This is a genomic window from Pseudomonas sp. HR1, assembly GCF_030175875.1.
GTDB lineage: Bacteria > Pseudomonadota > Gammaproteobacteria > Pseudomonadales > Pseudomonadaceae > Chryseomonas > Chryseomonas oryzihabitans.
On the sequence record NZ_JASNRF010000005.1, the window covers coordinates 234569 to 246114 of the forward strand.

At 69.3% G+C, this 11546-nt stretch carries 12 protein-coding genes; 9 read left to right on the plus strand and 3 right to left on the minus strand.

Annotated features, from left to right (window positions below; all coding sequences use genetic code 11):
* Positions 1–30: 30 nt before the first annotated feature.
* From modA to modC, 3 genes are read left to right on the plus strand one after another with little or no spacing between them, the layout of a single operon-like run.
* The gene (modA, locus tag QKY98_RS18855) at positions 31–786 is read left to right on the plus strand and encodes a molybdate ABC transporter substrate-binding protein (RefSeq protein ID WP_115946697.1); all 756 of its coding nucleotides are present in this window, start codon (positions 31–33) and stop codon (positions 784–786) included.
* Positions 787–790: 4 nt separating this feature from the next.
* Positions 791–1468 (plus strand): molybdate ABC transporter permease subunit, encoded by a 678-nt coding sequence (modB, locus tag QKY98_RS18860; RefSeq protein WP_144956162.1) that lies wholly within the window; start codon positions 791–793, stop codon positions 1466–1468.
* A gap of 2 nt (positions 1469–1470) precedes the next feature.
* A complete protein-coding gene (gene modC, locus QKY98_RS18865) occupies positions 1471–2547 on the plus strand; it encodes a molybdenum ABC transporter ATP-binding protein (RefSeq protein WP_284671390.1) in 1077 nt (358 codons plus the stop codon).
* On the opposite strand, the gene QKY98_RS18870 is transcribed toward modC, so the two are convergent.
* The gene (locus tag QKY98_RS18870) at positions 2539–3465 is read right to left on the minus strand and encodes a LysR family transcriptional regulator (RefSeq protein ID WP_027598444.1); all 927 of its coding nucleotides are present in this window, start codon (positions 3463–3465) and stop codon (positions 2539–2541) included. The genes modC and QKY98_RS18870 overlap by 9 nt on opposite strands.
* A gap of 137 nt (positions 3466–3602) precedes the next feature.
* Between QKY98_RS18870 and QKY98_RS18875 the strand changes: the two genes are divergently transcribed.
* Positions 3603–4520, plus strand: a complete 918-nt coding sequence (locus QKY98_RS18875) for a DMT family transporter (RefSeq protein WP_284671391.1) — start codon at positions 3603–3605, stop codon at positions 4518–4520.
* On the opposite strand, the gene QKY98_RS18880 is transcribed toward QKY98_RS18875, so the two are convergent.
* Positions 4486–5418 carry an acetamidase/formamidase family protein gene (locus QKY98_RS18880; RefSeq protein WP_077171006.1) on the minus strand — a complete coding sequence of 311 codons (933 nt, stop codon included), beginning with the start codon at positions 5416–5418 and terminating at the stop codon, positions 4486–4488. The two genes, QKY98_RS18875 and QKY98_RS18880, sit on opposite strands and share 35 nt — an antisense overlap.
* A 26-nt stretch (positions 5419–5444) precedes the next feature.
* Positions 5445–6827 (minus strand): APC family permease, encoded by a 1383-nt coding sequence (locus tag QKY98_RS18885; RefSeq protein ID WP_077171005.1) that lies wholly within the window; start codon positions 6825–6827, stop codon positions 5445–5447.
* 154 nt (positions 6828–6981) lie between these two features.
* On the opposite strand from QKY98_RS18885, the gene QKY98_RS18890 reads away from it, so the two are divergent.
* From QKY98_RS18890 to QKY98_RS18910, 5 genes are all read left to right on the plus strand, one after another.
* The gene (locus tag QKY98_RS18890) at positions 6982–7746 is read left to right on the plus strand and encodes a LuxR family transcriptional regulator (protein WP_027602960.1); all 765 of its coding nucleotides are present in this window, start codon (positions 6982–6984) and stop codon (positions 7744–7746) included.
* An 88-nt stretch (positions 7747–7834) separates the two neighbouring features.
* Positions 7835–8305, plus strand: coding sequence for a nuclear transport factor 2 family protein (locus tag QKY98_RS18895; protein WP_027598449.1), 471 nt, complete (start codon positions 7835–7837; stop codon positions 8303–8305).
* Positions 8306–8377: 72 nt separating this feature from the next.
* Entirely contained in the window at positions 8378–9283 is a 906-nt protein-coding gene (locus QKY98_RS18900) for a LysR family transcriptional regulator (RefSeq protein ID WP_027602961.1), read from the plus strand.
* A gap of 110 nt (positions 9284–9393) precedes the next feature.
* Positions 9394–10584 (plus strand): CaiB/BaiF CoA transferase family protein, encoded by a 1191-nt coding sequence (locus tag QKY98_RS18905; protein ID WP_077171004.1) that lies wholly within the window; start codon positions 9394–9396, stop codon positions 10582–10584.
* On the plus strand, positions 10581–11507 hold the full coding sequence (locus QKY98_RS18910; RefSeq protein ID WP_027598452.1) for a hydroxymethylglutaryl-CoA lyase: 927 nt from the start codon (positions 10581–10583) through the stop codon (positions 11505–11507). Before QKY98_RS18905 ends, QKY98_RS18910 begins: the two co-directional genes overlap by 4 nt.
* The last annotated feature ends 39 nt before the right edge of the window (positions 11508–11546 follow it).

Here is an 11546-nt window from a genome sequence, read left to right on the forward strand (position 1 = left end):
GGGATTGCCAGCCCCGAGGAAGAAAGCCCGATGCCGTCCAGCCGTTCCCGCCTGTTGCTTTCCCTGCTTACTGCGGCCCTGGCCACCCCGGCCCTGGCCGACGAGGTCCAGGTCGCCGTGGCCGCCAATTTCAGCGCGCCGCTCAAGGCCATCGGCGAGCGCTTCGCCCAGGACACCGGCCATCAGCTGGTGATTTCCAGCGGCGCCACCGGCCAGCTCTATGGCCAGATCAGGAATGGCGCGCCCTTCGCGGTCTTTCTCTCCGCCGACGACAGCACCCCGGCCAAGCTGGAAAGCGAGGGGGCGGCGGTCAAGGGCTCGCGCTTCACCTATGCCATCGGCACCCTGGCGCTCTGGTCGCCCAAGCCCGGCTATGTGGACGGCGACGGCGCGGTGCTCAAGCAGAACGCCTTCACCCACCTGGCCGTGGCCAATCCCAAGACCGCGCCCTATGGCCTGGCCGCCAGCCAGGTGCTGGCCAAACTGGGCCTGACCGAGGCGGTCGCGGCCAAGCGGGTCGAAGGCCAGAACATCACCCAGACCTACCAGTTCGTCGCCACCGGCAATGCCGAGCTGGGCTTCGTCGCCCTGTCGCAGATCTACGGGGACGGCAAGATCAAGGAAGGCTCGGCCTGGATCGTGCCGGCCGAGCTCTATGAGCCGATCCGCCAGGACGCCGTATTGCTGGACAAGGGCCAGGACCAGCCGGCGGCCAAGGCGCTGCTGGCCTATCTCAAGGGCCCCCAGGCGGCCGCGGTGCTCAAGGCCTACGGCTACCGGCAGTGACGCCATGAGCCTGAGCGCGGCGGACTGGGCGGCGATCCGCCTGACCCTGGAACTGGCCAGCGTGACCACCCTGCTGCTCCTGGTGCTGGGTACGCCCCTCGCCTGGTGGCTGGCGCGCACCCGCTCCCGGCTCAAGGGACCGGTCGGCGCCCTGGTGGCCCTGCCGCTGGTGCTGCCGCCCACGGTGATCGGCTTCTACCTGCTGCTGGCCATGGGGCCGGAGGGCTGGGTAGGGCAATTGACCGAGGCGCTGGGGCTGGGGCGGTTGCCCTTCACCTTCGCCGGGCTGGTGGTGGGTTCGCTGTGCTATTCGCTGCCCTTCGTGGTGCAGCCGCTGCAGAACGCCTTCGAGGCCATCGGTCCGCGCCCGCTGGAAGCGGCGGCGACCCTCAGGGCCAGTCCCCTGGATACCTTCTTCCACGTGGTGCTGCCGCTGGCGCGGCCGGGCTTCGTCACCGCCGCCATCCTCGGCTTCGCCCATACCGTGGGCGAATTCGGCGTGGTGCTGATGATCGGCGGCAACATCCCCGGGCGCACCCAGGTGGTCTCCACCCAGATCTTCAATCATGTGGAAGCCATGGAGTATCCCCAGGCGCACCTGCTGGCCGGGGGCATGCTGGCCTTCTCCTTCGTGATCCTGCTGCTGCTCTATGGGCGCCGTGGGCGGTCGGCCTGGACATGAGTATGAGTCTGACGGCGAGATTCGAACTCTCACACCCGGGCTTTACGCTGGACGTGGACCTCGCCCTGCCCGGCAGGGGCGTCACCGCGCTGTTCGGTCCCTCGGGTTCGGGCAAGACCAGTTGCCTGAGGTGCGTGGCCGGACTCGAGCCCGCCGCCCGTGGCCGCCTGGTGGTGGCGGAAGAGACCTGGCAGGACAGCGACCGCGGCCTGTTCCTGCCGCCGCACCGACGCGCCCTGGGCTACGTCTTCCAGGACGCCAATCTGTTCGAGCACCTGGACGTGCGCCGCAACCTGCTGTTCGGTTGGAAGCGGGTGGCGCCCGCCGCGCGTCGACTGGAACTGGAGCAGGTCGTCGAGTTGCTGGGCATCGAAGGACTGCTCGCGCGGATGCCGGCGCGCCTGTCCGGCGGCGAACGCCAGCGGGTCGGCATCGCCCGCGCGCTGCTGACCAGTCCGCGGCTGCTGCTGATGGACGAACCCCTGGCGGCGCTGGACGCCGAGCGCAAGGCCGAGATCCTGCCCTACCTGGAGCGCCTGACCCGGGAGCTGGCGCTGCCGATCCTCTATGTCAGCCATGCCCCCGACGAGGTGGCGCGGCTGGCCGATCACCTGGTGCTGCTGGACCGGGGCCGTGTGCTGGCCAGTGGGCCGACCACCGAGATACTGGCGCGCCTCGACCTGCCCATCGCCCTGGCCGACGACGCCGGGGTGGTGCTGGAAGGGCGGGTGCTCGGCCATGACCCGGACTACGGGCTGCTCAGCCTGGGCCTGGCGGGCGAGCAGCGCGTGCTGCTGGCCCATGCCCCGCTGCCGCCCGGGCAGTCGCTGCGCATCAAGGTGCTGGCACGGGATGTCAGCCTCAGCCTGGAACGCCAGCACAGCAGCATCCTCAATGTGCTGCCGGCCATCGTCGCCGAGATCGCCCCGACCCGTTCGCCGGCCCAGGTGCTCTTGCGCCTGGACCTGGGCGGCACGGCGCTGCTGGTGCGGATCACCCGCTATTCGCTGGAGCGGCTGGCGTTGCAGCCGGGGAGTCGAGTGTGGGCGCAGCTCAAGTCGGTGGCGGTGCTAGCCTGAACCTGGGGTTGGCCCGAGCCGCTCCAGCAGAAAGTCCACCAGCGCCCTGACCGCCGCCGGCAACTGGCGATCCGGCGGATAGAGCAGCCAGGCGGTGCCCTGGTAGGGGCCGAGGTATTGCCAGTCGGATAGCACCCGCCGCAGGCGGCCGTCCGCCAGACCGGCTTCGGCGGCGAAGGCCGGCAGGCAGGCGATGCCCAGGTCGGCGAGAGTGGCTTCCAGGCGCACCCCGCTGTGGTTGCAGGCCAGGCGGCCGCGCACCGTCACGCTTTCCACCCGGTCGCCGCGGCGCAGTTGCCAGCGCTGGTCGCCCGGGGTTTCGCCCAGGTAGAGGCAGTCGTGCTCGGCCAGCGCCTGGGGCTGCTGGGGCGTGCCGCGGCGTCCGAGATAGGCCGGGCTGGCGCAGAGCACGAAGTCCATCTCGCGCAATGGCCGGGCGACGAAGCCGGCGGGTGGCTGCTCGGTGATGCGCACCAGCAGATCCTGATCGTCGGCGATGGGATCCAGCGGACGGTCGTCCAGGCGCAGTTGCAGATCCACCTCGGGATAGCGCTGGAAGAAGTCCGGCAACAGCGGCGCGATCAGCCGGTAGCCGACCGCCTTGGGTACCGCCAGCCGCACCTGGCCGCGGGGCTCCTCGCGATGCTGCAGACCGCTGTCCAGCGCCGCGCCGGCGGCGGCCAGCAGCTGGCGGCAGTGGCCGAGCACCTCGCGGCCGGCCTCGCTCAGGCGCAGCTGGCGGGTGGTGCGTTGCAACAGGCGCACGCCCAGTTCCCGCTCCAGCCGCGCCACCTGGCGACTGACCGCCGAAGGCGTGGCGTCCAGCAGGCGGGCGGCGGCGGTGAAGCTGCCGGTCTCCACCACCTTGGCGAAGGCGACCAGGCAGGGCAGCAGGGGGAGGGCGCGCACGAGATCCATGCCAAATCCGTGGGAAGCAATGAGGTCGAAAAGATTGGCATTGCTTCCCTGGCGGAACAAGAGCTATGCGCGCGGACAGGCTTATCGCGCTTATCTGAGATGGGCACACTGGCGGCCTGATCCAGGGAGAAGCCGTCATGCCGCCACGCCCCACCTTCGGCCTCGCCGAAGGCCTGCTGCTCGCCACCGCCCTGGTCTGGGGGACCAGCTACGCCGTGGTCAAGGACGCCGTGATGCTCTACCCGGTGCTCGGCTATCTGGCGCTGCGCTTCTGTCTCACCGCAGCGCTGCTGCTGCCCACCCTGAGGGGCGAGGGCCGGCGGGCCTGGCGGCCCGGGGTGCCGACCGGTCTGCTGCTATTGGCGATCTTTCTCGCCGAGACCTATGGCGTGGCCCTGACCAGCGCCAGCAACGCCGCCTTTCTCATCAGCCTGTGCGTGGCCCTGACGCCCTTCGCCGAATGGTGGCTGCTCGGCCAGCGCCCCGAGGCCCGTGCCCTGGGCGCCGCGGCCCTGGCGGTGGCGGGCGCCGGGCTGCTGACCCGTGGCGTGACCCTGAGCTTCAACCTGGGTGATGGCCTGATCCTGCTGGCAGCCGTATTGCGCGCGGTCAATGTCTGCGTGGTGCGCCGGCGTCTGCAGCGGGCCAGTGCCCCGGTGCCGGCCCTGGCACTGACCGCGGTACAGACCGGGGTGGTCGGCCTGGCCTGCCTGCTGCTGTTCGCCCTCGGCCCGGGCCTGGCGCCGCTGCCCGTACAGCCAGGCTTCTGGCTGGCCACCGGCTACCTGGTGCTGTTCTGCACCCTGGGCGCCTTTCTCGCCCAGAACTTTGCCCTGGGCCGCACCAGCGCCACCCGCGTCGCCCTGCTGATGGGCGCCGAGCCGCTATTCGGTGCGCTGTTCGCCAGCGTCTGGCTGGACGAACGCCTGGGCCTCTGGGGCTGGCTGGGCGGCCTGCTGATCGTCATCGCCTCGCTGTGGGGGACCTTGCCACGGCGGGCGCCGGACTATTCGGAACCAGCTATTCGAACACGATCCGCGGGAAGTAGAAGCTGACTACCCAGTTGGGTACGTCGACGATCTCGCTGATGCGCAGGTCGCCACACACCGAGCAGAGCAGATAGGCCTGTTCCGCCGGCAGGTTGCGGCTCTGCCCGAGCCAGTCGATGGCGCCGCTGACGGCCATGCGCGCCGCGGCCAGCAGGTCCGGTCCGACGCCGGTGAAGACCTCGTAGCCGGCGCCGTCCAGGTGGCGGGTGACCGGCCCCGGGGTGCTGAAGCGCGGCATGGCCAGCGGTTGCCCCTTGATCAGCTCGAAGGTGGCGGTGACCGCCATGGCCGTTTCGATGGCGGTGCCGCAGACCTCGCCATCGCCCTGGGCGGCATGGGTGTCGCCGATGGAAAACAGCGCCCCGGTGACCTCCACCGGCAGGTAGAGGCTGGTGCCGGCGGCCAGGTCGCGGATATCCAGATTGCCGCCCACCCGTCGCGGTGGCACCACCGAGTGCAGACCCGGCGCCGCGGGCGCCACCCCCAGGGTGCCGGCGAAGGGCTTGAGCGGGACCCGCGCCAGCTCGCCGAAGGCGGCCGGCGTCTGACCACTGCGGTCGTACTGCCAGAGTTGCAGCACCGGGTCCGGAAACTGGTCGGCGAGCAGGCCGAAGCCGGGGATGTTGGCGGTCCAGCCAAAGCCGCTGGGGGTGAAGCTGTCCAGCGTCACCTTGAGCACGTCGCCCGGCTCGGCACCGTCGATCCACAGCGGACCGCAGACCGGATTGACCCGCTCGAAGGGCAGGGTGGCGATGTCGGCGGCGCTGGAGTGGCCGTGGAAGTGGCCGTCCGCCGCGTCGCGGCAGGCAAAGCTGACCGTTTCGCCCGGCGCGACCTCCAGCGCCGGGGGGAGGCTGTGGTCCCAGCCGCAATGGCAGTGCTGGCTGTGCAGGGTCTTGATCATCTGAAGCCTCCGCGGCGGGTCTGTGCCTAATGGACGGCGTCGTTGGCCTTGAATTCCGTGGTCCGGCCGCTGAGCCTGAGGAAGGCCAGCACGGCCAGGCCCAGCACCATCCAGCAGCTGCCACCGACCTTGGCGTAGACGTCGGCGTTGAACAGCACATAGGCGAGGATGATGAAGCCGATCAGCGGGACCAGCGCATGGAGCAGCGGGCGACCGGCGCCGCGGTGATGCCAGGCCACTGCCACATGCAGGAGCAGGAAGGCGGTCAGCGCACCGAAGTTGCACATGGAGGCGAGCAGATTGATCTGGCCGACAAAGAACAGCCCCAGCACCAGACTCAGGGCCGCCACCAGCAGGATGGCGCGTTGCGGCACCCGGGTCGTGGGATGGATCTGCCGCAGGAACTGCGGCATCTGGCGATCACGGGCCATGGCGAACAGCAGGCGCGAGGTGGCGGCCTGGGCCACCAGGGCGTTGGCGATGGCGGCGCCGATGGCCACCGCCAGGGCGATCACCACCTGCAGCCAGGGGCCGGCGATCAGCCGACCGATCTCGTAGAAGGCGTTGTTGGAGGCGTCGGCGTCGGGGTACTGGATCAGGTTGGGTTGCAGCAGGGCGGCCAGCCAGGTCTGCACCATGAACAGCGCCGCCACCAGGGTCAGGGCCAGCAGGGTGGCGCGACCCACCACGCGGCTGCCGCCGCGGGTTTCCTCGGAAAGGGTGGAGATGGCGTCGAAGCCGAGAAAGGACAGCACCGCCACCGACAGGGCGCTGAAGATCAGCGGCAGGGAGAATTCCTGGGGGTTGTACAGCGGCTTCAGGCTCCACTCGGCGCCGTTCACGCCGCGGCTGATGGCCAGCGACGCCAGCACCACGAACACCAGCAGCACCGCCAGCTGACCGTAGAGGAACAGCCGGTTGGCGCGGGCGGTGGTCTCGATGCCGCGCAGGTTGACCAGGGTGTTGAGGCCGACGAAGAAGAGGATCCACAGCGGCTGGGGAAGCGCCGGGATGACGTTGGCCATGGCGTTGGCGCCGATCACATAGAGCAGGGTGGGCACCAGCAGGTAGTCGAGCAGGATGGCCCAGCCGGCGAGAAAGCCCAGGGCCGGGTGTAGGCCGCGGCCGACATAGGCATAGACCGAACCGGCCACCGGGAAGGCGCGCGACATCTGCTGGTAGCTGACCGCGGTGAACAGCATGGCGACGAAGCCGATCAGGTAGGTGAGGGGCACCATGCCGTGGCTGGCATCGAACACCCCGCCAAAGATGGAAAAGGGCGCGATGGGCACCATGAACACCAGGCCGTAGATCAGCAGGTCCTTCAACCCGAGCTGGCGCTTGAGTTCCTGGGTGTAGCCGAAGCGGGCGAGGTCGGCGGCGTCGCCGGACGGAGCGTGCTGAGTCATGGGGGCTTCCTCGAAGGGGCGGGTTAGGCTCGACTCTAGGCCAGGGTGGGGCCTGGCCCCATCCGCAAAAGTGCTAGGTTTGCAGCAGTGCTGTCGCGACTGGCAGAACCTTTGCTTCGCGTTCCCCATCGCGATCCAGGGGAGGAGCTCCAAGATGCATGCCGATCTGCTTACCGTCAGCAGCCGCCTCGCCGGACTGCCCACGCTCGACGCCTGTCTGGATGCCGTCCAGGCCAGCGCCGACCACCTGGGGTGCAAGGCGCTGATCTACGACTATGCCCCGGTGCCCCTCAGTCACGAGGGCGTGCTCATCACCCCCTCGGTATTCAAGGTGCGCAACGCCCCGGCGGACATGCAGGCCTTCTGGTGCGAGCGCGGCTATTACCAGATCGACCCGGTGCAGCAATGCGCCAGTCGGCGCGCGGCGCCCTTCGTCTGGTCGTTTCGCAGCGAAACCCGCAGCGCCCTGCGCGAGTACCTGGGTGACAGTCACCGCCCGGTCACCTGCTATGTGCGTGACAGCGGCCTGGCCACCGGGGTGACGGTGCCGCTGCACCTGCCGGGCGGTGCCTTCGCCACCCTGACCGGCATCCTCGATGCCGATGCGCGGGACGCCGAGGCCGCCGGCGAAGCCTGCCTGGGCGCCTTCCTGGTGCTGGCCCATGCCTTCCAGGCCCGGGCCGACGAACTGCTCGCGCCGGCCGAGCGCCGCTGCGGCCAGGTCCGCCTGACGCCGCGCGAGCGCGAATGCCTGCAGTACTCGGCCAAGGGCCTGACCGCCAAGCGCATCGCCGCGACCCTCAACCGCTCCACCGCCACGGTCAACCTGCACCTCAACTCCGCCGCCCGCAAACTGGGCGCGCGCAACCGGGTCGAGGCGGTGGTGCGGGGCTTGCACTATCGCCTGGTCGAGGTCTGAGCGACTTGGCCGGATCCGTGGGGTGATCGACCTTGTGACACCCGCGCTGCGGCCCGACACTGGGGCCTCATCTGCCTAGGAGTGTCCCATGAGCGCCGCCCGTCCTCCCGTCCCGCCCTTCACCCTCGAATCCGCCCGGCAAAAGGTCCGCGCCGCCGAAGACGGCTGGAACAGCCGCGATCCGGCCAAGGTGGCGCTGGCCTATACCGCCGACAGCCGCTGGCGCAATCGCAGCGATTTCCTCCAGGGCCGCGCCGCCATCGAGGCCTTTCTCACCCGCAAGTGGCAGCGCGAGCACGAGTACCGGCTGATCAAGGAACTCTGGGCCCATGACGGCGCGCGTATCGCCGTGCGCTTCGCCTACGAATGGCGGGACGAAGACGGCCAGTGGTACCGCGCCTACGGCAACGAGAACTGGCACTTCGACGACCAGGGCCTGATGGCCGAGCGTCACGCCAGCATCAACGACCTGCCGATCACCGAAGCCGAGCGGCTGTTTCATTGGCCCCAGGGGCGGCGCCCGGATGACCATCCCGGCCTGAGCGACCTGGGTCTCTAACCTGAGGCAGGTGGCTACCCCGGGCGCGCCGGGTCCTGTACAAGGACCTCTGGCCGCCTGGACCCCAAGACGATGCACTACCGCAACCTGCTCCGCCGCCTCGACCTGGTCTCGCTGCAGCTGCTGCTGGCGGTGCACGAGGAGGGCACCCTGACCCGCGCCGCCGAGCGCGAGATGATCGCCCTGTCCGCCGCCAGCAAGCGACTGCACGACCTGGAGCGCTCGCTCGACATCGAACTCTTCGAGCGCAACGCCAAGGGCACTACCCTCACCCCGGTCGGCGAGACGCTGCTGCATTACGCCAAGCGCATCCTCGCCGACGTCGAGCGCATCAGCATCGATGTCGGCGAGCACCTGCAGGGCGTGCGCGGCTACGTGCGGATGATGGCCAACATCTCCGCCATCATCGAATTCCTCCCCGAAGACCTGCAGGCCTTCACCGTCGGCCATCCCCAGGTCAAGGTCAGCCTGGACGAACGACCCAGCGCCGGGGTGGTAAAGGGGGTGCTGGAAGGCGCCGCCGACCTGGGCATCTGCTCCTCGGACACCGATACCCGCGGCCTGCTGGCCGTGCCCTACCGGCAGGACACCCTAGTGGTGGTGATGCGTCCGGATCATCGCCTGGCCGCACGCCCGCGGCTGGCCTTCGCCGAGACCCTGGACGACGACCACGTCGGCCTGCACGCCGACAGCTTCATCAACCTGCGCACCAAGGCGGCCGCACGCAGTCACGGCAAGGCCCTGCGCCTGCGCATCCATGTGCCCGGCTTCGATGCCGTGTGCCGCATGGTGCAGGCGGGCTTCGGCCTGGGCGTGCTGCCGCTGCAGGCCTTCGAACTCATCGGGCGACCGCTCGGGCTGATCGCCGCGGCGCTGGATGACGATTGGTCCCAGCGCAGCCTGGCGCTGGTGGTGCGCGACGTCGAGTCGCTGTCGCCGGTCAGCCGGCTGCTCTACGACCACCTGCTGGACGTGTGAATCGGGTCTTCGCGATCTGCGAAGACCCCTTGCCGAAAGACGTTAACCACTGACTGCACTATTGTCCTAGCATCGGCCTCATTCCAATAACAAAGAGAGGCTAGGCCACCATGACGGCTCTCACCGGACTCCGTGTCATCGAGATCGGCACGCTCATTGCCGCCCCCTTCGCCGCTCGGCTGATGGCCGAATTCGGCGCCGAGGTGATCAAGATCGAAGCCCTGGACAAGGGCGATCCCCTGCGCAAGTGGCGCAAGCTGCACGAGGGCACCTCGCTCTGGTGGTACCTGCAGTCGCGCAACAAGAAGTCCCTCGCCCTGAATCTGCGCTCCGCCGAAGGCGTGGCCCTGGTCAAGCAGCTGGCCGAGGGCGCCGACGTGCTCATCGAGAATCTGCGCCCGGGCGCCCTGGAAAAGCTCGGCCTCGGCTGGGACGTCCTGCACGCCCTCAATCCCAAGCTCACCCTGGTGCGCATCTCCGGCTACGGCCAGACCGGCCCCTATCGTGATAGACCCGGCTTCGGTGCCATCGGCGAGGCCATGGGCGGCATCCGCTACACCACCGGTACCCCGGGCGTGCCGCCGGCGCGGGTTGGGGTCAGCCTCGGCGATTCCCTGGCCTCCATGCACGCGGTGATCGGCGCCCTGATGTCGGTGCTGCGGGTCAAGACCGGCCAGGGCGACGGCCAGGTGGTCGATGTCTCCCTGGTCGAGAGCGTGTTCAACGTCATGGAAAGCCTGGTGCCCGAATACTCCATGCTCGGTCATGTGCGCGAGCGCACCGGCGGGGCGTTGCCGGGCATCGCGCCGTCCAACACCTATCCCACCGGCGATGGCGGTTTCGTGGTGATCGCCGGCAACAGCGATCCCATCTATGTCCGGCTGATGCAGGCCATCGGCCGTCCCGATCTGGCCGAGCGCCCGGACCTTGCGCAGAACGATGGGCGCGCCCGCCACTGCGAGCTGATCGACGAGGCCATCGCCGCCTGGACCGGCAGTCGCGGCATCGACGAGGTGCTGGAGATCCTCGAAGGCGCCGAAGTCCCGGCCGGCCGCATCTATTCGGCCGCCGACATCGTCGCCGATCCCCACTACCAGGCGCGAGACATGCTGCTGGATACCACCCTGCCCGACGGCGCCACCCTGAAGATGCCGGGCATCGTGCCCAAGCTGTCGGCCACTCCGGGCCAGGTCAACTGGCAGGGTCCGACCCTCGGTCAGCACACCGACGGCCTGCTGGCCGAACTGGGGCTGAGCGAAGCGGACATCCAGCGACTCAGGCAGGGCGGGGTGGTGCAATGAGTACCGAACGCCTGATCGTCCAGGAAGTCGCCCCCCGCGATGGCTTGCAGATCGAGCCGAGCTGGGTGGAAACCACCGACAAGATCGCTCTGATCGACGAGCTTTCGGCGCTGGGTTTCTCGCGGATCGAGGCCGGTTCCTTCGTCTCGCCCAAGGCGGTACCCATGCTGCGCGACGGCGAGGCCGTGTTCCAGGGCATCGCCCGCCGGCCCGGGGTGACCTACGTCGCCCTGGTGCCCAATCTCAAGGGCGCCCAGCGCGCCCTGGCGGCCGGCGCCGACGAGCTGAACCTGGTGCTCTCCGCCAGCCAGACCCACAACCGCGCCAACATGCGCATGAGCTGCGAGCAGTCCCTCGCCAGCTTCGCCGAGGTGGTGCAGCTGGCCAAGGGGCAGGCGGTCTCGCTCAACGGCACGGTGGCGACCACCTTCGGCTGCCCCTTCGAGGGGCGCATCGACGAAGGCTGGGTGTTCGAGCTGGTGCAGCGCTATCTGGCGCTGGGCATGACCGGCATCACCCTCGCCGACACCACCGGCATGGCCAATCCGCGGCAGGTCGCGCGGATCGTGCGCCAGGTGCTGGAGCTGATCCCGGCGTCCGCCCTGACCCTGCATTTCCACAACACCCGCGGCCTCGGCCTGTGCAACGTGCTGGCGGCTTATGAAGCCGGCGCGCGCCGCTTCGACGCCGCCCTCGGCGGCCTCGGCGGCTGCCCCTTCGCGCCCGGTGCGTCCGGCAACATCTGCACCGAGGACCTGGTGAATCTCTGCGTGGAAACCGGAGTGGAGACCGGAATCGACCTGGAGCGGCTGATAGCGCTGTCGCGCACCCTGCCGGCGCTGCTCGGCCACGACACCCCCGGTCAGCTGGCCAAGGCCGGTCGCAACTGCGATCTGCATCCTCCGCCCGCCGCCACTGGCTGAGCCGCCCCCGTTTTCATTCGTTCGCCCTGACTACAACAA